At 34.5% G+C, this 22441-nt stretch carries 20 protein-coding genes, 1 tRNA gene and 1 pseudogene; 8 read left to right on the top strand and 14 right to left on the bottom strand.

Annotated elements, in window-relative coordinates:
* Positions 1–6: 6 nt before the first annotated feature.
* The 6 genes and pseudogenes from IPH11_06595 to IPH11_06570 all read right to left on the bottom strand — a co-directional run bounded on the left by IPH11_06595 (position 7) and on the right by IPH11_06570 (position 4591).
* Positions 7–222 carry a hypothetical protein gene (locus IPH11_06595; GenBank protein ID MBK6913328.1) on the bottom strand — a complete coding sequence of 72 codons (216 nt, stop codon included), beginning with the start codon at positions 220–222 and terminating at the stop codon, positions 7–9.
* A 34-nt stretch (positions 223–256) separates the two neighbouring features.
* A complete protein-coding gene (locus IPH11_06590) occupies positions 257–403 on the bottom strand; it encodes a hypothetical protein (GenBank protein ID MBK6913327.1) in 147 nt (48 codons plus the stop codon).
* A complete protein-coding gene (locus IPH11_06585; protein MBK6913326.1) occupies positions 384–989 on the bottom strand; it encodes a DUF547 domain-containing protein in 606 nt (201 codons plus the stop codon). The genes IPH11_06590 and IPH11_06585 overlap by 20 nt, the downstream gene beginning before the upstream one ends.
* Positions 990–1050: 61 nt before the next feature.
* A complete protein-coding gene (locus IPH11_06580) occupies positions 1051–2394 on the bottom strand; it encodes a TIGR04283 family arsenosugar biosynthesis glycosyltransferase (GenBank protein ID MBK6913325.1) in 1344 nt (447 codons plus the stop codon).
* Positions 2395–2397: 3 nt separating this feature from the next.
* Positions 2398–3087, bottom strand: a complete 690-nt coding sequence (locus IPH11_06575) for a glycosyltransferase family 2 protein (protein MBK6913324.1) — start codon at positions 3085–3087, stop codon at positions 2398–2400.
* 30 nt (positions 3088–3117) lie between these two features.
* Positions 3118–4591: pseudogene (locus IPH11_06570) on the bottom strand (glycosidase).
* 504 nt (positions 4592–5095) lie between these two features.
* On the opposite strand from IPH11_06570, the gene IPH11_06565 reads away from it, so the two are divergent.
* The 4 genes from IPH11_06565 to IPH11_06550 all read left to right on the top strand — a co-directional run bounded on the left by IPH11_06565 (position 5096) and on the right by IPH11_06550 (position 9056).
* Positions 5096–6076, top strand: a complete 981-nt coding sequence (locus IPH11_06565) for a hypothetical protein (protein ID MBK6913323.1) — start codon at positions 5096–5098, stop codon at positions 6074–6076.
* 125 nt (positions 6077–6201) lie between these two features.
* Positions 6202–7041 carry a hypothetical protein gene (locus tag IPH11_06560; GenBank protein ID MBK6913322.1) on the top strand — a complete coding sequence of 280 codons (840 nt, stop codon included), beginning with the start codon at positions 6202–6204 and terminating at the stop codon, positions 7039–7041.
* A gap of 14 nt (positions 7042–7055) precedes the next feature.
* On the top strand, positions 7056–8204 hold the full coding sequence (locus IPH11_06555; GenBank protein MBK6913321.1) for a hypothetical protein: 1149 nt from the start codon (positions 7056–7058) through the stop codon (positions 8202–8204).
* A gap of 99 nt (positions 8205–8303) precedes the next feature.
* Entirely contained in the window at positions 8304–9056 is a 753-nt protein-coding gene (locus IPH11_06550; protein MBK6913320.1) for a hypothetical protein, read from the top strand.
* A gap of 9 nt (positions 9057–9065) precedes the next feature.
* Here IPH11_06550 and hisN read toward each other — a convergent pair whose 3' ends face one another.
* Positions 9066–9848, bottom strand: coding sequence for a histidinol-phosphatase (gene hisN, locus IPH11_06545; protein MBK6913319.1), 783 nt, complete (start codon positions 9846–9848; stop codon positions 9066–9068).
* Between the two features lie 128 nt (positions 9849–9976).
* Between hisN and IPH11_06540 the strand changes: the two genes are divergently transcribed.
* A tRNA-Ser gene (locus IPH11_06540) sits at positions 9977–10062 on the top strand.
* A 300-nt stretch (positions 10063–10362) separates the two neighbouring features.
* Positions 10363–11244: a T9SS type A sorting domain-containing protein gene (locus IPH11_06535; GenBank protein MBK6913318.1), complete on the top strand. Its 882-nt coding sequence runs from the start codon at positions 10363–10365 to the stop codon at positions 11242–11244.
* A 128-nt stretch (positions 11245–11372) separates the two neighbouring features.
* On the opposite strand, the gene IPH11_06530 is transcribed toward IPH11_06535, so the two are convergent.
* From IPH11_06530 to IPH11_06500, 7 genes are all read right to left on the bottom strand, one after another.
* Entirely contained in the window at positions 11373–11957 is a 585-nt protein-coding gene (locus tag IPH11_06530) for a T9SS type A sorting domain-containing protein (protein ID MBK6913317.1), read from the bottom strand.
* Positions 11958–12748: 791 nt separating this feature from the next.
* Positions 12749–13915 carry an NAD(P)/FAD-dependent oxidoreductase gene (locus IPH11_06525; GenBank protein MBK6913316.1) on the bottom strand — a complete coding sequence of 389 codons (1167 nt, stop codon included), beginning with the start codon at positions 13913–13915 and terminating at the stop codon, positions 12749–12751.
* 80 nt (positions 13916–13995) lie between these two features.
* A complete protein-coding gene (locus IPH11_06520; GenBank protein MBK6913315.1) occupies positions 13996–14358 on the bottom strand; it encodes a four helix bundle protein in 363 nt (120 codons plus the stop codon).
* 56 nt (positions 14359–14414) lie between these two features.
* The gene (locus IPH11_06515) at positions 14415–14603 is read right to left on the bottom strand and encodes a 4Fe-4S binding protein (protein MBK6913314.1); all 189 of its coding nucleotides are present in this window, start codon (positions 14601–14603) and stop codon (positions 14415–14417) included.
* A gap of 176 nt (positions 14604–14779) precedes the next feature.
* Positions 14780–16948 carry a DNA helicase RecQ gene (recQ, locus tag IPH11_06510; protein MBK6913313.1) on the bottom strand — a complete coding sequence of 723 codons (2169 nt, stop codon included), beginning with the start codon at positions 16946–16948 and terminating at the stop codon, positions 14780–14782.
* Positions 16949–17218: 270 nt separating this feature from the next.
* The gene (locus IPH11_06505; protein MBK6913312.1) at positions 17219–17557 is read right to left on the bottom strand and encodes a hypothetical protein; all 339 of its coding nucleotides are present in this window, start codon (positions 17555–17557) and stop codon (positions 17219–17221) included.
* Between the two features lie 10 nt (positions 17558–17567).
* Entirely contained in the window at positions 17568–19100 is a 1533-nt protein-coding gene (locus IPH11_06500) for a DNA primase (GenBank protein MBK6913311.1), read from the bottom strand.
* 204 nt (positions 19101–19304) lie between these two features.
* On the opposite strand from IPH11_06500, the gene IPH11_06495 reads away from it, so the two are divergent.
* Together IPH11_06495 and ispG are read left to right on the top strand one after the other, a co-directional pair.
* Positions 19305–20090, top strand: a complete 786-nt coding sequence (locus tag IPH11_06495; protein ID MBK6913310.1) for a class I SAM-dependent methyltransferase — start codon at positions 19305–19307, stop codon at positions 20088–20090.
* A gap of 268 nt (positions 20091–20358) precedes the next feature.
* Positions 20359–22365, top strand: a complete 2007-nt coding sequence (gene ispG / locus IPH11_06490) for a (E)-4-hydroxy-3-methylbut-2-enyl-diphosphate synthase (GenBank protein ID MBK6913309.1) — start codon at positions 20359–20361, stop codon at positions 22363–22365.
* The last annotated feature ends 76 nt before the right edge of the window (positions 22366–22441 follow it).

Here is a 22441-nt window from a genome sequence, read left to right as displayed (position 1 = left end):
CCTTAATTATTTATTATTAATCTGTGTTGGTGAAAAATTAGGTGGATATTGTCCCTGTTCGGGTTCGTCCTTGGTATTATTGATTATAAAAAAAATCAAAAGTATTACCAGAATAACAATTGTCCAGATTCTGTTTTTCTGTTTAGCATCAAGGAGAGGTTTTTTCTCCACTGTTTTTTTGCCGATTGGCTTATCATTCTTTAACGATTTTTTTTGTGCCATTTATTCTTTCCGTTATTTAATAAAAATTTTTCCCTTATTTAAATTCATTAAGATTCCAATTATAGTCAAGATATTCAATTTTCCATTTATCCGAATGATTCTTCAAGTCAGCAGCAATTTTTTCGGGTAAATGTTTTGTAAGATACTTAAGCATCTGTTGATCATTTTCCTGCAAAGTCATCTCCGTACCAATCCAATACTTTAGAAATTTTTGCCTTTCGATTTTTTAGATCAAAAACATTTTTGGAGTTATCATTAAGAAAATTTTTTGCCTGATCATTTAATTGATCATCAAGTTTCTCCGCTGTAAAAGCTTCATCGCGCAAAGGCGGGCAGCTAATAGAAGCACATACAAGTGCAAAATGTATTCGCGGCTCTTTAAATTTCTCCCGGATTATTTTATGCTCAATATCATTGAGAGAATATTTCTTTTTGTTAATGGTAATAAATTCTTTATCCCAAACCGTTGTGCCAAGCACGTGTCCAACAACCAAGCCACCGCTGCCAATATCAACTATACTTTCAACCGGATAATTATCACAAACAATTTTTAGTGTGAAAGCATTATAGGCATTTATCCAGAATGCTAGTTTTTCATTATCGCTTTTTAATAAGGATGGATCGGTTGATGAAAGCAGTTGCAAATAAGATTCAAAGCGTTTATCAGCACAAAGATTTTTATAATCAACTTTTCCATTTTTGACATTTAATCCGAGTACCTTTGTAAATTCTTTGTGCAAATTATCGGTAGGATATTGAGCATTCAAATTAAAAGCGAAAACGCAGAAAACGATCATCCATGGATTTTTTAAATATTTTTAGTTTCAATTAATTTGCCTGTTGTAAAGTCAATTTTATGAATTCTTTTACTGGATGAGAATTCTTAGTATTCGTTTTTAAGTACCATAGCTTTAAGTCTTCTTCAGTGTCAATATCCATTAGCTTAGGAAGTAAAGTAAACATTAAATCCTGCTGATTAATAATATTCAAAGTTTTATTTAATACTTCCTCGGAACTCCATTGAATATTATTAAATAAATCCAGGTGAAATTTTTTCATTCCTAACAAATAATAACCACCGTCAGTTGAAGGTCCAATAACAATATCGTTTTTGTCTAATTCAGATAATGCTTGATTTATTAAACCGGATGACAGATCGGGAATATCTGTCCCGATAATTAATACTTTCTCGAAATTATTTTTAAAAACTTCGGCGAAAGCGTTTGACATTCGTTGTCCGAGATCAGTGCCATTCTGAATTTTATAAATAAATTTTCTACCTGCCCAGTTTTTTAACTCATCTGATTGTTCTCGATCCGGATAGAAAAGGAAGGGTACAACCGTCTTTTTCAATTTTAGAGATTCTTTGAAAACGTGCGAGGCACAGCTAATATAAAATTTTGTTGCAACATTCTCGCCAAGTGTTTTTGCAAGACGGGTTTTCACATTTCCGTGTTTAGGATACTTAGCGAAAATTATAATTGCATTTTTCTTTTTAATATTCATCGAGTAATAGCTTTGTGCAATTTTAGTTTGATCCATTCCAAGAAAATACTTTATAAATAGAAGCGCATTTTGAATTTGCGTCCGGGCAATTCCGCCAAGAAGAAATTTTCTGGCAGAGGTAACTACTGCAGCATCGAGTATTTTTATTTTTGTTTTCTTTCTGGCTTTGCTCCATAATTGAACGTCTTCAAAAATACTCCACTTAGGGAAACCACCAAGCACGTCATAAAAACTTTTCCTGATTATTACGCATTGATCGCCGAACTTAGTAAACATTGAGTCATAATTCGAAAACTTCGAATAGAAATTTAATATTTTGTGGTCGGCATCAAAACCCAATCTGAAAGTTGCAACTTTGATAATTGGGTTTGCAAATTCATTCTCAATTAGCTGTCTTGCATTATCAGGAATAAAAGTATCTGCGTGAACAAAAATTAGAATATCACCACTTGCTTTTTCAGCACCGGCATTCATTTGTATGCCCCTGCCTTTGGTTGATTTAATTATTCTAACATCGAAAAGATAAGCCAGTTCAAGAGTTTTATCGGAGCTTCCGCCATCAACTAAAATAATTTCGTCACTGCCAAAACTTTTTCGGATACTCCGTAAACACTCTGTAATAAATTTCGCTTCATTCAAGCACGGCACTATCAATGAGTACTTCATATTTTAAAAGATAAAAAATTCTTTGAAAATTGTTTTGAGAATAATTATGCTTGCCATAACAGTTCCTTTTAGTGTACCGGTAACTTTAGATTTTCCTATTCGTTTTCTGTAACTAACAGGAATTTCGATTATCTTCAATTTTTGTTTTGCAGCACGTATCTGCATTTGCACTGTCCAGCCGTACCATTTGTCATCCATATTTAGCCGAAGAAGTTTCTCAAACTTTATTGCCCTGAAGGGACCGAGATCAGTGTACTTGATTCTCCAGAATAAATTAATAAGAAGTCCAGCAACAACAGAGCCGAAGCGCGATTGAAAGGGCAGGGATCCTTTCTCTCTTTTTCCTAATATTCTGCTTCCAACAACGAAATCAAAATTATCCTGAAGGATGGGGTTAATTAAAAGGCTTAACTCTTCAGGGTAATCGCTGAAGTCGCCATCCATAAAAACTACAATATCACAATTTTTATTTTTTAGATATTCGATTCCTTTTAAACAAGCTGCGCCATAACCCTGGTACGATTCGAAAAGAACTGTTGCCCCGGCAAGTTTAGCATGCTCATCCGTCGCATCGGTTGAATTATTATTGACGACAATAATTTCGCTTACAATGTGCTTTGGTATTTCGTGAATAACAAGCCCGATAGACTTTTCTTCGTTATATGCAGGAATAATTACGAATATATTTTTCATTTATATAGATAGGGGTTCGAAATAAATAGTTCAACTAATCGAAGTGAAAATATGCATGTTGTAAGCTTTAAGCTCGATGAATAAACCGATAGTTTTTATTTCTTCAGGTGATCTTTTATAAATCTCTTCAGTTAATAAATCAATAAGGATTAATTTAGGTGCAAAACTTCTCATCTGCATTTTGAGCCTGCATTGTGAAGTTGTTTCTGAATAATTCACAACAATTATCCTTTCTTCAGTGCCGAGTATCCATCGCCAGCCAAACATATTCTGAAATGATTGATTATTTCCCCCTGCAGAAATGGGCTCAAGTTGTTCCCAGTCGCCTTCGATAAATATAGGGTGCTTTGTAATTTCAAGCATTTTTGTGTAAAAACTTTGAACCGTAAGATTAATCTTTTCATTTGATTCACGACCGAGTTGAACAGGAAGTTTAATCTTTTTTCCTTCGAATTGACCATCGTGATAAAATTTCATTCCGGGAATAGTACTAATTATAGCCGCCGCTGCCAGTGATTTTTGAACACCAAATTTTGAAACAGCTCTCGGTTCATCATGATTTTCAATAAATCGCACTAATTTTAATTGGTAATCTTTTTCGGCAGTAAGATGAGCTTTTATTCCTGCAACATCATTGACAGAAAGTCTATCGAGTAATCTTTTGTCGTAAATATAATCAAAGCCAGTTTGCTGCAAATTCCATTCAAGGTCCCAATAGGCTTCTGCCAGAAAGATGAAATCAGGCTTTTTATTTTTAATTGATCTAATGGCATCAGACCAAAATTCATTTTCGGGTTTGCTGTAATTAGCTTTATTTAAAATTCCTGCCCAAGTATTGTAAAAAACATTATTAAGCACGAGCATAGCCATATCGCAACGGACGCCATCGCATAGTTCAGAAATTTTTAACAGCGTGTCAATCATAAATTTTCGGGTTGCAGGATTGAAGTAGTTTACCTGTACTGTATCAGTCCATGGTGAAAAAAGAGGGTCGCGCCCGTGAGCAAAAATTTTTTTTGAAACCTCATCCTTAAAAAATCCATAGCTATTTTTAATGAAAGTTTCCTCATCAGCTTGTAAAAATATTTCAGGATTCGATTTTAAAATGTGGTTTCAGCACTAAAATGATTCGGTACAAAGTCAAGAAAAGTTTGATACCTCTTTTGTTTAATTTTTCTTTTAGTATAAGCAATTCTTCTGCGGATACGACAAACGCCTCTGGCTGATAACAGTCAATTGAATAAGGTGAACCGATTAAATCCTCCCGGCTCCAGTCCTTAAGCGCATTGCCGTAGGCTGTAACGAGTTCCGGTTCGTAGCAGCATCTATCAATTAAGTCCGGGCAAGTTTTCCAAATACCCATCAACCAAATAATATTTAGACCCTTGGACTGAAAGTCGTCTAATATATTATCTGGAATAGAAGAGAGCTTTGCCGATTCGCCAAATCGTTTGAGCCACACTCTTGTATTTATTTCGTATAGTTTGAGGTTCCGGACCATTATTCATTGTTATCTGAAGAAAATATCTTTAAAGAGACAGCCAAAATTACTTTATTTTAGCTGTTAAAATGTAAAAAAGATTACACAGCCAATTAAAAGTTCTTTATTATAAATTTTGCTGGCTTGTATTATAATATGTAATAATTACTTCCATTTTTACCGAATTACACTTCAAGTCAGAATCTAGGTGCATAAAAGTAAAGTTTGAAATTATTATATAAATTCATAATTTTCAATTCGCTTTTCTGATATAACATACCTTTTCAGAATATTTTCAATAAAATATAGAATAATCAAAGAGCTTGGGATTTATTTTCACCCAAAATAGAATTGAGCTTAATTGAATGAATTTTATTAAATTCATTCTTAACTGGTAAAATATCTGAAAAGTATTTAGCAGTTAGTAAGTGTGGCATTATAATTGTTTAAGAAAGTTCCGAAATGAATTTTTCTTAACGTAAATGCAAATATAATTAACAATAATTTTTAGTAATCTGAAGGTTAGTGATGGCAGACAACACAAAACAAAAAGACGAAGAACTTAATTCTTCAAATCAAGATGACTTCTTCCTGAAAAACGGACTTGAAGAAGAACTTGATAAGTACACAAAAAGTGCGGTGAACCATATTAGGTTTGCACTTATTATCAAACCGGCTATGATCTCCGTAATAGCACTCTTTGTTTCCTTTTTCTTAGATCTTTCATACGTACCAATCTTGGGAAATATAACCATGAACATGGCGCAATCGCTCTTTCCAAATTGGACACCAGATCCAACGATGGTCTCACCATACAGCTTTTGGTGGTTACCATTAGTTGTTTATTCTCTTTTTTTATTTCTTTCTTATTTGGCGTATAGTAATCTCAAGCTGGAAATTATTAGAACACCTGCATCTCAAACTATTGATAGAATTATTGATTCTTATACAAGTGTGATAGATAGTATTTCCACAGCATTACCGCTTATCGGAGCGGCTATTCTATTGATAAGTATTCGATTTGGTGAAGAGGTTTTTCTTGGATTATCGGTTCCATTTGAAGTGAAGGCTTTAATCGTACTTGCACTCGGCAAACTTTTTGAACCGGTTCTTGATGAATTAGGAGTAAAGTTTCAGAATGTGGTCAATCACGTTCAGGATATTAAAGACAGGTATTTCTCAAGAATACAAATTGAAAACTCTCGTGCTTTGATAAAGCAGTTTAGCTCACAATCTGGTTTAAAATCAGGCTCTAATTCTGTTGAGGATATTTCCAAGTACAAAGAGTTACTAGTTCAGTCATCTCAATTGAGTGAAGTTATAATGAAAAACTTCTCAGCGGTTTATTCGCTTGTTGACAAGATTAATAATTCTCCTTCAATCAGCTCTGAAAGGCTTGAACAGCTTAAAGGAGTAGCAACATCAATTCATCAGGCTTCAACTTCTTTAAGTGATGAGAAGACTGTTCAAAGTCTCAAGCATCTTGAAGCTATTGTAGTTAAAAAATAAAATGAAGATGAAAACATTAAAAAAAAAGCAGAGATAGTAAATTCATTATCTACCAGGTACTTTACATTTTTGTAATTACAGTACTTGCGCTAAAAGGTGCTGATCTTGATTTGCGCCGAGTAGCATTGGAAGAAGATACCGTAGATAAGCGAATAAGAGATTCATTAGTTACATTGCTTGATTCACTAGCAAAGCAGAATATTAAATTTTCAATACAGATTGATCCAAATGTAGTTGTTGAAAATGAAGCCTTACGGCAAAGATTAGTTGCATTAAATCAACAAGTCGAAAAATTTAATGAAATCGTAGAAGAAACACCTCCTCCTCCAATAGAGGAAGAAAAGCCTGTTGAGGAACAAAAACTTACCCAACTACCGATCGGGCTTAAGCAAACTTTTATCCAGCACACATGGAATGTTGCTAAAAATACTGGCGATGTTGAAACGAAGATTTACGATCCGAGAAATATGAGTAATCCGATTGTGGTTATACCCCCGGGGCAAGAAAAACGATTCGATTTGACTGACCAGACTGAACTGCTTGCAAAGTTTGGAAGCCAGGAAGAAAGAATGAAAGTAGTGGCTAACCGACCACCGGATGTAAAAATCGAGCGTGTTACTACAAAAATGAACGGTAGTGATATTTATGTTCAGGATTTGCAAAGAATTACAGTATTCACAGTTACAATTATGGATGAAAGACCGGAACAACTAAAAGTTTCAAACTCGGGTCCAATTTCTGTTAGCGGTCCTCAAAAAAATTCGAAAGGCGATCTTGTTTATAATGTTTCGTTAAAAATTGCATCTACCGAAAATAAATTTGATGATTGGTTAGATAAATTCGGCAATTTAAGGGAGCCGGATGGCAGATATAAAGTTAATTTCTTTTTTACTGTAGTTGATGAGAAGTCTAAAGACAGAGTACAGGTTGGCGATTCATTTTATTTCACAGATTTCTCAAAATAATTACGGATAAAAAAATGCGTTCTCTTATTTATTCTTTCTTGTTGGTTTCTGTCATTTTTGTTTTTTCTTCACCAATAATTAAAGCTCAGGATGAAGAAGAACCAATAGTTTACTTTCAGATGGAGCCTTTAGACGATAGTCTGTTCATTCAAATTCAGACTGAATTGTTTATTGATCCACCTGACCCAAAGGCAGAAATCATTGCTGATTTGCGTGATGCAAACAATCAGACAATTTCAATAAAAGGTGCTCTCTATCCTTTTCTTGCTTTGGATGCACAAACTCGTGCACGTGTAATTACTTATCCTTTTAAGATAAATCTTGAAGAGGACATTCACTTCGGCAGTGTTTTTTCAAGAGTTATTGAAAAGATAAGGATTAGTAAAGTGCTTGATCCACCCACACTGTCACAAATATCCCCTACCTTGCAATACATAAATCCCTTCCTTCAATTATTCGGAGGTGAGCGGGTTGGTATTCCAATTAAAAAAGATATTGGACTTTCGATGGGACTTGGAACCCCCTATTCCGGTCCGCTTGAAACAAATTTCATTGAAGCAAATTTTCACATCCTTGGATTTTTTGGAGGCGGCTTCGGAAGGATTGATGCCTTTACAGATTTAAGAACAACAAACATTCATAATAATGTTTATGCTTCTGCAGGATTTCAAATAGGATATGTTATTCCATTTGGAAATTTTTTCCAGGTCAGTTATATGAAATCTGATAAATCTGCCGAAACAAAGCTTGGTGCTTTCGATACAGAGTATTTTCATCGGGGTGATACACTTGGATATAAATCTCTTATCATAAGTGGAGATTATTTTAACTGGGAGTTTCGCTATCCGGTTAGGGTACTTGGCTCAACGCGGGCGAAAGTTGATGTCGCAAGATATCTGAATGAAACGCACATAGGACTTACCGGTAGAGAATTATCTTTAGCAGGCAGCACTTTCGATTTTAGATTTGATGCAATGGTTAAAAGTCCAGTACGGCAGAATCAATTTGTCCTGGATATTCTTGTTCAGAAGATTGCGGAAAGTTGGGGCTTTAGTGCATTTGCTATTGGTCCCTCTGTTATTTTCACCAAAGATAATGAAGGTAATTTTGGGGCAGTTTCCGTCTTCGCTAATTTCAGATTCAAAATAGGCACTTCATTTTAATATACTTCTCATCCGGACATACAATCCGGATGAGAATCCTTTCTCTTCTCTCTCGCTAAATTTATTTATCTTTAATTTAAAAATAATCAGAGTTTAAATTTGGTTAAGCAAAATATTATACTTTGGATTTCTGCAGTTGTAATTGTATTTCTTTCATTTTATCTACAAAAAATTACAAGCAGTAATTATCCATTGACCGGAGTCATTGCAATCGGAAATTCCGAACTATTATATAGATTAGAAAAAACTGCCCCGGCAGATGAGCAGATAAAAATTTTAGTTCAAACCGATAACAAAAATCTAAGTGGGATATTAGAATGGAAAACTACTGATGAAGACTTGCAAATAATTGATATGACTTTTGGGAAAGGCACTTACTCTGCAATGATACCGCCGCAGAAAGTTGGTAAAAATATTTTTTATAGAATAAATTTCAAGCAAGGCGATAAGACAAAAACTATCCCCCAAAATAATTTTATTGAAATGAAAGTAACCGGAAAAATTCCTTCGATGCTTGATTTCTATTATTCCTTATTCCTTATTTTAGGAATGACGCTTGCAGTGAGAACGGGGCTGGAATATTTCAACATTAATCAGAAAATTAAAAAGCTCGCGTTTATTACAATATTTTTCTTTTTCGGATTCCTGATTTTTACTCCATTAAAATTAAGCTATGAGATTGGAGCAATAAATCATTTCGTTCCTAAAATTACCGACTTATTTAATTTACAACCGATTTTATTTTTAATGCTTTGGATTATTTCAACAGTTATAATATTCAGGACGGAACATTCAAAAATAATTTCTCTTCTTGCTGGAATAATTTCAATCGTACTTCTATTTCTGTTCTAAATTACAAAGCTAATCCTCATTCAATACTTTGATTATTTCAGAATGAATACCCGGTTCAGATGCGATTATACTATTGCCATTAAGTGGCTCTCCACCACTGTAATCTGTAATTATTCCTCCAGCCCCCTTAATGATTGGTAAAATGGCAGCCGTATCCCAAAGGCTCATAATCGGATCAATCATTATATCTGCGAAACCCGTAGCTACCAAGTAATAGCCGTAACAGTCTCCCCAATTTCTATAAAGCTTAACAAGCTTGATAAGTTTTTCAAATCTATCAGTTCGCTGATACTTCGCAATATTAAGATGATCGGTAGTTAACAAAACTGCGTCGTTAAGTCTTTCGCATTTTCTAACATTTACTATTGAATTATTAAGCTCAGTTGAATAATTATCACCAATTAAAAATTCATTTAGAATGGGCTGATTGAGAACTCCCAAAATTGGGACATTATTTTTAGTCAGTGCGATTAAAGTTCCGAAAGATTGTGCGCCGCAAATAAAACTTTTTGTGCCGTCTATTGGGTCAAGAATCCATTTATATTCTGCCTCTGGATTATGAATTCCAAACTCTTCACCTATAATTCCGAATGTGGGATAGTTTTTAGAAATTAATTCACGCATTGCTTCCTCTGCTTTTTTATCGGCAATGGTAACAGGTGAACTATCTTCTTTGGACTCTACCTTAATTTGTGTCCGGAAGTATTGTTTAATAATTTTTGCACTTTCCATTGAAAGCAGCTTTGCAAAATGTTTGAACTCATCTAAGTATGGAGTAAAAGTTTGTGGCATAGTTATATAGTTGCAGATAATTTTTTTGCCCAAAGATAAACAATTTTTATATTTGCAGTAGATTAAATGATTTTTATTAAATGGGGGAGGCGGTTTATAAATAAAATTCAGGTAATTAGTAAAAATACGGAGAGATGGCAGAGTGGTTGAATGCGGCGGTCTTGAAAACCGTTAATGCCTTTGGCATTCCGGGGTTCGAATCCCTGTCTCTCCGCTAAAATCCCTGAGTTTATAATTCAGGGATTTTTTGCATCAGAGTCTAAAATATTTTGACTCAGGTTTCGGTCTTTTCTTCAGGTAAAAATAACATCTTCACAATAGCAGATATAATTAAATTTTATTCGCAGAAATTAGATTATTTTTCAAATGATAGAAGCGAGAATTTTGAATGTTTTGAGATTTTTTAAAGTGTGCAATTTTTTCAGTCAAAATCTCTTAAGTAATTCTAAGGCACACAATTTGTTCTGAGGGTAGTTAGGAAATTATCATATCACTAAAAAAAGAAAGGTTACAAATGAAAATTGTTGTTTCTATTCTATCATTCTTGATGTTTTCAATGACTGTTTACTCACAATCGTATGAAATCAGATTCGACACACTAAATGCAAGTGGCTGGTATGGCGGGGATAATCGAGCTGGCTCACAAAGAACATCTGGTGTTGCTCAAAGTATAACAATTGAGCAAGCAATTACACTTGAGTCATTTGCGTTTTATTTTACCGCACCCTTTGATTCAGCTATCAATGGAACCGGCACCGGACACGAAGTTACTCTAAAACTAAATATTAGAGACTCACTTGGTACAATCCTCCAAACAAATGAAGTTGTCGTTGGTGATACATTTACAGGCGGCTGGGTCTTCTGGGAAAATCTCAATCTTGATTTGAACTCTCCAACCAAACTTATCTTTTCCACCTACCTTGTTGGCGCTTATGATTCCAACATGGTCAATTCTGCACAAGGATGTGATCTCAATGCAGGCTATCCTGGCGGTGACCGATTTGGAAAAGATGGAATGAGTGATGCAGAAATGGAGATCTGGGGTGATTGGAGTAATCATCCATGGGATTCAAATTTTTGGCTGAAGGGTACGATTCTTTTGACTGATATAAAAGAGGTTAAAATTTTACCGAAAGAATTTCGGTTGAATCAAAATTTCCCCAATCCTTTTAATCCTACAACACAAATAAAATACGAGTTACCGAAAAACGAATATGTTACTTTAGTTGTTTATGACCTGCTTGGGAATCAAATTACAGAGTTAGTAAATAAAGAACAAAGTGCCGGTGAGTACACAATAAATTTTGACGCTGCTAATTTGAGTAATGGAATTTATTTCTATCAATTAAAGGCTGGAAAATTTATCAGCACAAGAAAAATGACGTTAATAAAATAACTTTACTTTCCCTTCTGAATAAGGCTTCGACAGAAATTTCGAAGCCTTATTATCTTATATAATTTTAACCAAAATTGATTTGGTAATTTAAATTTTAAAACATAAAAACAATTCAGCAGCGTTTTCAATTATTTCATCAAAACCAGTTTCTTCGTTTCGATAAAAATTCCTGCCTCGCTTACGGGGTAAACCTTCAAAGTGTAGAAATAAATTCCGGATGATAATTGTGAAGCATCGAAAGTAACTTCATAAATTCCTGCTTGTCTAAATTCATCAACTAAAACAGCCACCTCATTTCCAAGTACATCATAGACTTTTAAAGTGACGTACGTGTCGCCCTTCGACAAGCTCAGGGTGACAGTTGGGATTGTGTATTTTATTTTTGTACTTGGGTTAAATGGGTTTGGATAGTTTTGCAATAATTCAAAATTATACGGTAACTCTTCCTCCACCCCTACTGCTGATAGATGACCCTGTCCTGAAATGCCAATCAATTTAGAAAAAGTGTAATTATATAATTCATGGAAAGAAAATTCAAACTGTAGTGTGTCCTGGAAAAAAGTTTCAACACTATTAACACAGATTGGGCAAAGGTCAACATTGAAGAATGAGACAATAATAGAATCATGAGCGGAAATATTAATTGTAAGTGTATCGCTGTATTGATTAGGGTAGTATTGTACCAGGTAGAAAAAATGCTCCTTCCCCCTCATGAAGAATTTTCCATTATATCCATAAATCGAATTTGTCAAAATCGAATCGAGACTTACATAGTAATCAGAGTTGTTAACAATATAAATTGAACCTGAATCTCCATCGGCTTGTACATAAATACTATCAGCCGAGAAAGTAATTTCTTCGGGGTAGGGAAGTACAAATCCATATCTGACTCCATCAATCTTAGCTCCGCTCATAAAAACAAAAATTCCCTGTCCAATTCTGCCAAGTTTTTTTGTGTATTCATAATAAGGGGGTATCCAATAACTTGTGTCACCTGTCGAAACATCGATACTGTAATTACTAATATAATAAATTGTGTCCTGCGGAATGTATATAGTTCCAATGCTGATACTATCTATTCGTTCTTCAATAATATTGTTATCACTGGTGTCTCTCGAAATAATTTTTCCAGCGTCCCAATTAAAATTAAATATCAAAGAATCTTCATTGTTACTATTCAAAATGTAATAGGAGCTATCACCTTCAATTCTTTCATAAGCAATATTAGAAAAGAAAGCTTGATCTGACCATGGGGAATAAATTTGGCGTGTGAAATATTCTTTGTCATTGATATTAACTATGCCGGTTGTTAGTACAAGCCAATACTCAATCGTTTCATTTGAAAATTGTGCGGCACTGCCAACTTTTAATAATTGTGATTGCGGGAAGAATTGGGCCGAGAACAAAAGAACGCTAAGAAAGAATAACGTTTTCATTATAACCTCGTTAATTATTCTACTGAAATGTAGAACAAAACAATTACAAAGTCAATCGGTTTTGATTGCTACACAACAAACACTTTTGCAATATCAATAAGCAAGGATGGGTTATGCATAAGTGAAGTTGTAAAAACTTTACCGAGCGTCCTTTTCTCAATTGGGATTTTTAAAATTGAATTTGCGATGCTGTTAAACTTGTCATCAGAAAAATTATATATACCTTCTTTTATTCTGTTAAAAGTTTCGTGGCGTTTGCCAAGTCTGTCGTTCCAAGCTTTATCATAAGTTAAGATCTGATCAATATTATTTTTTTTGATTGCTTCACCCGCGATTGTGCCTGCAATTTTTCCGCCAATCATTCCACTTGCAATACCCCCGCCGCTGAGTGGATTAACCTGTCGTGCAGCATCCCCAACAAGCATAATTCCGGGAGCAGAAATTTTATCAAGAGTTATTGAACATGGAACCCCCCCGGCAATTGTAGTAAGCACAGGAGCGTTTGGGTAATGCTTATCCATAAAATCATTTAAATAAGATTGTGCAGATTTTTTCTTGCCAATCAATCCACTTACGCCAAGACCAATATTGGCTTTGTTGTGTCCTTTCGGAAAGACCCAGAAATATCCATTAGGGGCAACATCTTTACCAAAGTAAAAGTAAAGAGTGCTTTGATCAACAGGAATGTTTGCGGCAGTAATTTGTACTGCACTTTCCATATCGCGAAAGTCAATATGAGTTTTTAATCCAGCCCAGCGACCAACGCGCGATTCAACTCCATCAGCGGCAATTACAACTTTTGCTTTAACCTCCCTTTGCTCGCCCTGATATTCATATTTCACTCCGATAACTTTTCCATCATCAAACAATAACCCGTTCACGTAAGCGCGTGTAATAATATGTGTGCCTGCTTCGGCGGCAGTTCGTGCAAGTTCGTAATCAAAAATTCTGCGATCGAGAACGTAACCGGCATCACCAAAATCAACAATCACTTCAGTTTCATCAGGAGCGATGAAAGAAAACTTGCTGATCCTGGCGGCAATCCATTTGTCATCGCTTGGAATAAATTCCTCTACCCCAGCCTTGCTGATAGCCTCGCCGCAGCGGACTGGATAACCAACATCCCGGTCTTTCTCAAGCATCAAAACGGAAACACCCTGCTCTGCTGCAAATCGTGCTGCCATGCTTCCGGCGGGACCTGCACCGACTACTATTATATCATATTTTGTTTTCATTTATGGATTGACTATTTCTACTTAATAAGTCCACAGTCTTCAGTGGGCAGTCTGCAATTTTTAGAACGGTTGATAAATTATTATTCATACTTCCCTGGATTTTCGATCATATGATTTAGCATTTTTCCAATCTCTTCAGATCGTTCTTTGTACTCTTGATAAATCTGTTTATTCATGTATTTGCAGCTTAAAGAAAAGTCTAACCACACCTGTGTTTCAGAATTTTCCATATCAGCATCTGTGGTTTTAGAAACAAAGTGAGCAGGATACTTCCTTTTTCTATATGCTTCCCCAATTGATGAACATACACTTCTTGAAGATTTTCTAATCTGAATTGTTAGACCATACCTTTCTTCTTCTGGAAATGATTTTGTTATATTAAAAATATCCATCGCCAGTTTAAATGCTTTTTGATAAACTTTCAAATCTCTAAAACTGCTCACTATAAGCTTGCTCTATATTTCTAATTGAGCACTGAAGACTGTGGACTGAAGACTTCTCATGCCACAACTCCATTTTTATTAAACTTAATAACTTCAATCGGGCAAGACCACACACACTTTGAACAATTCGTACAGCGTGGATCAATGATAAATATTTCTGCTTCTTTTAGTTCAATTGCATCTTCGGGACATACGCCCACGCAGCAGCCGCAAAAGTCGCACTTATCCGGAAGGATTTCGATCATTAATTTTCCATTTTTTGCCTGCCGATAATTCATTTTAATTTACAATGTATAATGTACAATTTACAATTAAGAAGTTGATAGATGCTTTCCTCAGTGGTTCTCCATGTAAGGATCCAAGAATACTTTCACAGAGCAACACGAAGAAGTCACGGAGAAACACAGAGATTTCATTAAAATTATTTTTTATGATTGTTAAGATAAATAAGTCTTAAGAGATGAATGTCATTATAAGAAATTTCACCATTAAATTTTTCAAAAATATTTTTTAATGATAGCGTGCCGTTTTCTTCAAAGTCTTCAAAAATAATTTTTTGTTTTGCCGGTTCAACTGAAATTCTTGAAAACAATCCGTCTGTATTCAATTTATTGCCCTCAGCTACAAATCTTGCAATATGGTTTACTATTGTTTGTTCCTGAACATTATATCCATCTGCCAATTCTTCGATAGATTTTCCATCTTGAAATTCTTTGCCGACTGTTCTGTAGCGAGGTTCATTCAATAAGATAGATTTAGCTCTGCGATGATTTTTTTCATTCTTCAGACTCAAATTATTTTTTTGAACATAGTTCTTAATTAGGTATAAAAAAGTACCTCCGAAGTTTTCTAATTTTCTAATACCAACACCGCTGATTCTTAATAAATCGCCTTCGTTCTGCGGATAGTTTTTCGCCATCTGAATAAGCACGCTGTCGGCAAAAACAACATAGGGAGGAACACCTCTTTCGTCAGCAATTTCTTTTCTTTTCTTACGCAGTAATTCGAACAACTCGGCATCGTAACTCTCTTCACTTCTTAAAATTTTTCTCGCCTTGATTTCTGGCTCTTTAACGAGTGCAAATACTTTTTGATTATTAAATAAAACTTCGTTTGAGGATAGGGATAACTTGAGACTGCCAAACTCAGTGTCTCTTAAAATTATTCCCTTCCTGATTAATTGATGAGCAAGCATCTGCCATTGCTTTTTCTTCAACTCCTTGCCAATTCCAAACACGCTTAGTTTATGGTGATTGTTACTTAGTATTCTGTCTGTTTCATTTCCAAGCAGAACATCGGCGATATAATTTAGTCCAAAGACTTCCCCTGTTCTTTTAATTGCCGATAAAAACTTCTGGGCAAAAATAGTTGCGTCAACATTTTGATTTTCACTCTCATCTTCAAGGCAGTTATCGCACATTCCGCAATAAGATTCGTTGTAGCTTTCGCCGAAATAATTTATCAATGGATTTCGTCTGCAGATTTCCGTTTCAGAATATTTGATCATTGCTTCAAGATGAGTTTTAGCAGATTGTCTTTCGTGCTCATCTTCTTTTTGATCTATGAAATAATTTATTTTAGAAATGTCGGCATAACTAAATAACAGAAGGCAATCAGCTCTAACTCCATCTCGCCCGGATCTGCCAATCTCTTGATAATATGACTCAAGATTTTTAGGCAGGTCATGATGAATTACAAATCGAATGTTTGACTTATTTATCCCCATCCCAAAGGCAATGGTAGCAACGATTATTTGGACTTCATCTTTTGTAAACAAATCCTGATTTGTGTTTCTTTCTTCATCCGATAAACCGGCGTGATAAGGTTTTGTAGAATAGCCAAGTTCAGATAATTCTTCGTGTAAATTATCAACCTGCTTGCGCGAGAAACAATAAATAATTCCCGATTGATTTTTATGCTGATCCAAAAAATCAATCACTTGTTTTGACGGGCTTCTCTTGGGGACCACTTGCAGATAAAGATTTTCCCTGTTAAAGCTTGCAATGAATTTTTTTGGCTGCTTCATTTTCAAGTTCTTCATAATATCCTCTTGAACACGCGGAGTTGCAGTTGCTGTTAATCCAATGCAAACGGCATTTGGAAAAGTAAGTTTAAAATTGCCTAACTGTCTGTAATCTTTTCTAAAATCGTGTCCCCATTCCGAAATGCAATGAGCCTCATCAATTGTAATGCAGTCAACGGATATATTTTTAAGCAAGTAAATTATTTCTTCTTTTTGAAGCGATTCGGGCGCTAAGTAAAGCAGCTTTGCTTTTTTGTTTGCCACATTCTGATAATTAAAATTATACACGTCGGACGAAAGAGAACTGTTTAATAGAGCTGCTTCAACACCAAGCTGCCTGAGCTGTTCCACTTGATCTTTCATCAATGAAATCAACGGCGAAATTACGATTGTTAATCCATCAAAAAGCAGTGCAGGGATTTGATAACACAAAGATTTGCCCCCGCCTGTCGGCATTACAACAAGGCAATCTTTTTTATTTAAGATGTTTTCTATTATTTCGTATTGAAGTGAACGAAAAGTATCGTAGCCGAATATTTCCTTTAAAATTTGTTTAGCTTTTTGCATTTGGATTCATGTAGTGATCTTATATCTCCGTGTGCCTCTGTGTCTTCTCGGTGGTTCTCCGTGAAATCGAATTTTAAATGCTTTCATAGAGAAACACGGAGGAAGCACGGAGAACCACTGTGTTAATTTTATTGCTTTTCAAGTTCTTCACGAATTGATTTTTTTTTGTTTTTGAAGTTGTTGTTGTTCTTTCATTAACCTGAATAATTGTTTTTAATCAATAAAGTTTCTAACTGGCCATTTTTTTACATAACCATGATCAAAAACAATTTATATAATATTTAATACTGGTATATTCCTAAAGTATTCTTTTTTATAGAACAACAACTTATCTAATTCGCTCATTAAGTTAATAGTTTCTTCTTCATCTTGAGATTTTTCAATTTTATTTCTTATAACTTCCAGGTTTTCATTATATCTGTATTCTTTTAATTTAATCACGGTATCGTAAACGGATCTATAAAAGTTAATTTGATCATTGTGTTGGGAATTATCTTCCCATCTATGGCTAATTGAATATTCTTCTAAAATAGTTATCCTAAGTATTCTTTTCATTTCATCATCATCTATTCTATTAAGAACAGAATCGGTTTCAATTTTTCCATTCATTTCCATTTCATCAAAGGTTAATTCTAGTATTCTTTTTATAGATGGGATGTTCAAAATCCTCAACAGCTATTAAATTATGTAAGTACTGAACTACTGTTAAGTCGTTACTAAAAAGATATTTAATTAAATCTTTTTCAGTCGTTCCAAAATGCTCAATTTGTTTTATTAGTTTGAGCACAAAATTATCAGTTTTATTGTCTGCTGATTGTTCAAGCTTATTTGAAATCGAACTAATTTTATTAAAGGTTTTTTGTTTTAGTTTAATTAGTTCATTTTCAATTAAGCTGAATCTTAGATTAAACTTGCTCGCGATTGATTTTATTAGAACAGTTTGCTTCAACTCATCACTAACTAATGCAATTGGTTTTACCAGATCGCGTATAGCTTCAGCCATTTTTGTTGGATCATCAAACATTCCCTGTGTTTCATAATAAGCAGTTTGATACTCAAGAAAGTTTTGAGCACGATCAATAAACTCTTCAAATTTTTCTTTTCCGAATTTATTTACAAAAGAATCAGGGTCTTCACCGGCGGGAAGTGATGCAATCTTAATTTCAAATTCTTTTTTCAATAAAAGTTCGATGCTTCGCATAGAAGCTTTAATACCTGCGGTATCAGAATCAAAAAGAAGGACAACATTTTTAGTATAACGTGAAAGTAATAATACTTGATCTTCGGTGAGCGCAGTTCCGGACACAGCGACAACGTTCTTAATTCCATTTTGATAAAGAGAAATAAGATCCATATAACCTTCGACAAGTATGGCTTTATTTAGTTTTCGAATATCATCTTTTGCGTGAGAAAGTCCGTATAAAATTTTTCCCTTAACATAAATTGCCGATTCGGGAGAGTTAATATATTTACCGCCCCCATCCGATTCGCGTAATTTTCTTCCGGCGAAAGCAACCACTCTTCCGTTAGGTGAGAAGATCGGGAAAATTATTCTACCCGGCAGAGTGTCATAAATTCTTCCGTCTTTACTTCGGCTTATTAGACCAAGTTGTAACGCTTTCTCAAGGTCAATTTTTTTTTGGTGAAGGAAGTTTACTAGATTTTCCCAGCCATTTAAAGCATAGCCCAAACCAAAGGCGCGCATAGTCTGTAGTTTAATATTTCTTTTTTGAAAATAGTCTCTCGCAATTTGTCCTTCTGAATCATTTAATAAATTATTTGAAAAATATTTAGCAGCTTCGGTGTTTATATCATAAAGAATTTCCTGTTCGTTTTGAAATTCCGGGTTGACATTTTCTTCAACTTCTAATTGAATCCCTAATTTTTCTGCAAGCTCCTGAACAGATTCGACAAATGATATTTTTTCATATTCCATTAAAAACTTAAAAACATTGCCGCCGGAGTGGCAGCCAAAACAATGATAGATTTGTTTTTCTTCACTTACTGTAAAGGAAGGAGTTTTTTCCGTATGGAACGGGCATAATCCAAGAAAGTTTTTTCCGCGTTTTCGTAACTGAACCGACTCGGAAATAATATCCACAATATTTGCCGCTGCACGAATCTCGTCTATTTTTTGTTCGGATATTTTCACTTGTTAATTGCGATAATTTTTTGGAATGGAAATATAAGTAATTGATGAAATATACACTGAAGTTAAAAATCAAAAGGTGACTTATTAAATAAAAATTGTTAACTTTGAGCAGGAGAAACCTTTGATTTCATAAAACAGTTTTAATACGCATTGATTATTTTTTACTGTTTTCTTTATTCAGAAATTTTAGTATAGAGTTTAAACTTGATCATCCATAAAGCAAAAATTTCCTCTATCGAGGAAGACAATATTATCTATCTCGGAAAACCTGGAGCATTTCATGGATTTCAAACGGATTATTTATTGTATCTGCAAAAAACAAATTCGATTTACTCGGATGAAGAATTGGAAAAACTACCGTTTCTTGAAAATAGTAATCCACTTTTTGAAGATTGGAAATTAAAGGCTGAATCTTATAAGCAATTAGTAAAAATTTTTTCAAAAAGAAAAAATAAATTGATACTTGAAATCGGGGCAGGTAATTGTTGGCTTGGAAATAAACTCTCAAAGGACACATCAAATTTCCTTTACGCACTTGATATTAATTTAGTCGAACTTGAACAGGCAGCAAGAGTTTTTAAGAATAATAAACGAATGAAATTTTTTTATGGAGATATCTTCGACGATATTTTTGAATTTAATTCTTTCGATGCAATAATTCTCGCAAGTTCGCTCCAATATTTTGACAATCTGCCTGCTTTGATAAATCGTCTTATTAGATACTTAAAACTTAATAGCGAGATTCACATTTTCGATAGCCCGATATATCCGCAAAAAAAAATCAATGCTGTAAAGGAGAATAACAGAAAATATTTTCAAAAAATTGGTGCTTCGGCTATGGCAAATCATTACTACTATCACTCATGGAAAGAATTGAAAAGATTTCGATACACTGTTTTAAATCGAAAAAATATTTTGATTGATAGAATGTTAAATAAAATTAATAATAAAAAGTTAATCCGCTGTCCACATATTCTTATTAAAACCTGACTTATTAACTCATGTTACGCAAAACAGCAAACCTCCGAGGTTTCGATGAATAAGTTTATGAAAATATTTTCTATTTAGCGCTAAAAAACAGCCTCAGAAAGATACTATTTACAAAACCTCGGAGGTTTATACTCCCCTGCGTAAGGTGACTTATTAATCTGCTTATGTTGTAGTTACTTTTTCTCCAGGTTCATCTTAAATTATGGACGAATTTATATTTGTTTTATGCTAACAGAGTTTTATTAATTTTTATACTAGATCGGGAAAAATGGCTTTATCAAAGTTTCATTTACAAAATTATTGTAACAGTGTAACCCAATTCTCGCGCTTAAAAACAAGAGAAGTTTTTATAGGCGGCATTCCTGTGGGCGGGGGAAATCCTATTCGTATTCAATCAATGACAACTACAGATACGATGGACACAATTGCCACTGTTGAACAAACAATCAGAATGGTTGAAGCCGGCTGCGAGTATGTTAGAATTACTGCGCCGAGTATAAATGAAGCTAAAAATCTTGAGAATATAAAAAAAGAACTTCGTGTGCGCGGATATAATGTTCCGCTGATTGCAGACATTCATTTCACTCCAAATGCCGCAGAGCTTGCCGCAAGAATTGTTGAAAAAGTTCGCGTAAATCCCGGTAATTATGTTGATAAGAAAAAATTTGAATTAATAGAATATTCAGATAAAGAATACGAAGAAGAGCTTGAACGAATTCGCGAGCGTTTTACACCTTTAGTAAAAATTTGCAGGGAACATGGCACTGCTTTAAGAATCGGAACAAATCACGGTTCGCTTTCTGATAGAATTATGAGCCGCTACGGCGATACTCCCCTTGGAATGGTAGAATCGGCATTAGAGTTCTTAAGAATTTGTGAAACTGAAAATTATCACAGCATCGTTCTTTCCATGAAGTCAAGCAATCCGCAGGTGATGGTTCAAGCATACAGACTCCTCATCAGCAAAATGGAAGCGGAAAACATGAATTATCCGCTTCACCTCGGAGTAACTGAAGCAGGTGGGGGCGAAGACGGGAGAATTAAATCCGCACTTGGAATTGGTGCGCTGCTCGAAGATGGTATAGGCGATACGATCAGAGTTTCGTTAACTGAAGATCCCGAGTTCGAAGCGCCTGTTGCAATTGCATTAGCCAATCGTTATAAAAAAAGGGAGGAGCATCAGCCAATAAAACCAATTGATGTTTTACCAATTGACCCATTCAATTACAATAAAAGAATTTCATTCGAGAATATCGGAATTGGCGGAAATAATGTCCCAAGAATTTTTGCAGATTTTAGTAATCGCAGAATTTATTCTCCGAAAGATTTAATTGATATTGGTTACACCTATGATGAATCCACCGATAAATGGATGCTGTCAGATACGGCGGCTGATTTTATTTATCTTGGGAAAAATATTTTGCCGTTTGATTGTCCAAATGGATTGAAAGCTGTTTACGAATACAGTACATGGCAAGGGCTGAAAAATAGTAGTAATAGTTTCCCGCTCCTTAAAATGAACGAATATTTTTCTTCGAATAGAATTTCTGCGCAATTCAATTTTCTAACACTTTCTTTAATTGATTTGACAAATGATTTAGTGAATAGAATAAAAGAAGATCATTCAATCATTTTAGTTTTGGAAACGAGTAATTCGCATGGGGTCGCTGAACAACGTCGTGCATTTTTCGAATTTCTAATTAATGGAAATCAAAATTCTGTCGTAATAAAAAGAAATTACAATGAAATTAATTTTGAAAACTTACAGCTTTATGCAGCAACTGATTTAGGTGCATTATTAATAGATGGTTTTGGAGATGGAGTCTGGGTTTCTGTAAATAATCTGAAAATTAGCGCACCGCAATCAAACGATTATGTAAAAAATTTTGTGAAAAAAACAGAGACTAAAGAGAAAATAATCAATCGGTTACTATTTAATATTTTTCAGGCGTCAAGGCAAAGAATTTCTAAAACTGAATATATTGCATGCCCAAGTTGCGGCAGAACTTTATTTGATTTACAAGAAACTACCGAGATGATTAGAAAGCGGACCGAACATCTCAAAGGTGTGAAAATTGCTATTATGGGTTGTATTGTCAATGGTCCCGGCGAAATGGCTGATGCGGATTATGGTTATGTTGGCTCCGGTGTTGATAAAATTACTCTTTACCGGAAAAAAGATATTGTTAGAAGAAATATTCCTGCAAAGAATGCCGTTGAAGAATTGATAAATATTATTAAAGAAGATGAAAATTGGGTTGAGCCTACAATTTAATTTTTAGTCAAAGTTATTATTGCGATTGAGTGTCGTTTCCTTTATATTTGGGCACAAAATATGATTGATAAACTAC

This window comes from Ignavibacteriales bacterium (assembly GCA_016709155.1).
In the GTDB taxonomy this organism is placed as follows: domain Bacteria; phylum Bacteroidota; class Ignavibacteria; order Ignavibacteriales; family Ignavibacteriaceae; genus JADJEI01.
The sequence above is the reverse complement of the archived record's forward strand: the minus strand, read 5'-3'. Positions and strand labels throughout refer to the sequence as shown.

Excerpts from the sequence above, each read along its gene's own strand:
- IPH11_06595 (MBK6913328.1), bottom strand. The coding sequence starts at position 222 with ATGGCACAAAAAAAATCGTTAAAGAATGATAAGCCAATCGGCAAAAAA.
- IPH11_06590 (MBK6913327.1), bottom strand. The coding sequence starts at position 403 with ATGACTTTGCAGGAAAATGATCAACAGATGCTTAAGTATCTTACAAAA.
- IPH11_06580 (MBK6913325.1), bottom strand. The coding sequence starts at position 2,394 with ATGAAGTACTCATTGATAGTGCCGTGCTTGAATGAAGCGAAATTTATT.
- IPH11_06575 (MBK6913324.1), bottom strand. The coding sequence starts at position 3,087 with ATGAAAAATATATTCGTAATTATTCCTGCATATAACGAAGAAAAGTCT.
- IPH11_06565 (MBK6913323.1), top strand. The coding sequence starts at position 5,096 with ATGGCAGACAACACAAAACAAAAAGACGAAGAACTTAATTCTTCAAAT.
- IPH11_06555 (MBK6913321.1), top strand. The coding sequence starts at position 7,056 with ATGCGTTCTCTTATTTATTCTTTCTTGTTGGTTTCTGTCATTTTTGTT.
- hisN (MBK6913319.1), bottom strand. The coding sequence starts at position 9,848 with ATGCCACAAACTTTTACTCCATACTTAGATGAGTTCAAACATTTTGCA.
- IPH11_06535 (MBK6913318.1), top strand. The coding sequence starts at position 10,363 with ATGAAAATTGTTGTTTCTATTCTATCATTCTTGATGTTTTCAATGACT.
- IPH11_06530 (MBK6913317.1), bottom strand. The coding sequence starts at position 11,957 with ATGAGGGGGAAGGAGCATTTTTTCTACCTGGTACAATACTACCCTAAT.
- IPH11_06525 (MBK6913316.1), bottom strand. The coding sequence starts at position 13,915 with ATGAAAACAAAATATGATATAATAGTAGTCGGTGCAGGTCCCGCCGGA.
- IPH11_06515 (MBK6913314.1), bottom strand. The coding sequence starts at position 14,603 with ATGATCGAAATCCTTCCGGATAAGTGCGACTTTTGCGGCTGCTGCGTG.
- recQ (MBK6913313.1), bottom strand. The coding sequence starts at position 16,948 with ATGCAAAAAGCTAAACAAATTTTAAAGGAAATATTCGGCTACGATACT.
- IPH11_06505 (MBK6913312.1), bottom strand. The coding sequence starts at position 17,557 with ATGAATGGAAAAATTGAAACCGATTCTGTTCTTAATAGAATAGATGAT.
- ispG (MBK6913309.1), top strand. The coding sequence starts at position 20,359 with ATGGCTTTATCAAAGTTTCATTTACAAAATTATTGTAACAGTGTAACC.